This is a genomic window from Vibrio sp. D173a, assembly GCF_030248475.1.
In genome coordinates this window covers 1-589 of the sequence record NZ_JAHGAH010001062.1, presented here as the reverse complement: position 1 = coordinate 589, position 589 = coordinate 1, and the positions used below count along the sequence as shown (strand labels likewise).

The 589-nt window shown below is 40.4% G+C and carries 1 pseudogene; it reads right to left on the bottom strand.

Going from position 1 to position 589, the window contains the following annotated elements:
• Positions 1–225: pseudogene (locus tag KIV40_RS31295) on the bottom strand (serine/threonine protein kinase); the annotation flags it as partial.
• Positions 226–589: the final 364 nt, after the last annotated feature.

Below are 589 nucleotides of genomic sequence, written 5' to 3'. Positions count from 1 at the left end.
CATACCACCACGACCTAACTCGTGCGAGATCTGGTACTTATCCACCAGTGTATCAGTGAGGTTGAGCTCTGTTTCTGTGGCTTGTTGCGCGTGAAAGCCGAACAGCGATGTGATCTGCTCTGAATGCCCTTCATTGATTAAGGGAAGAACTTGCTGATATAAGCCGGGTTGCTCTTTCTTTAATCGTTTTAGATAAAGACTTTTTTCTTCATCGGACAGATCCATGAGGTGATAAAAAACCTCAGTGGAGCCACTGCTTTTATTTTGCACAACTGATCTTGTTATTTCTCTTATAGTGTCAGCATTCTATAATAGTTCTCGATGTTTTTTCGACATTTTTGTCAATTACATATCAAAAAATGAGCGAATGGCTCGAACTTATAACTTGTTGATTAATAACTCATCAATCATTTTGTGAGGTGATGCAAGCTACGCGGGGAAATTAGAAAATGCTCTGTTTTGGCTTCTGATTCGTAAAACCTATGTCTCTCACAAAGAAGGTTGAAGAGCTATGAGTTTGAAAAAATGGTTAGACGGGGTGTCACCTCGCTTTGAAGCGGGTGGCAAATACGAGAGGTTTTATCCACTT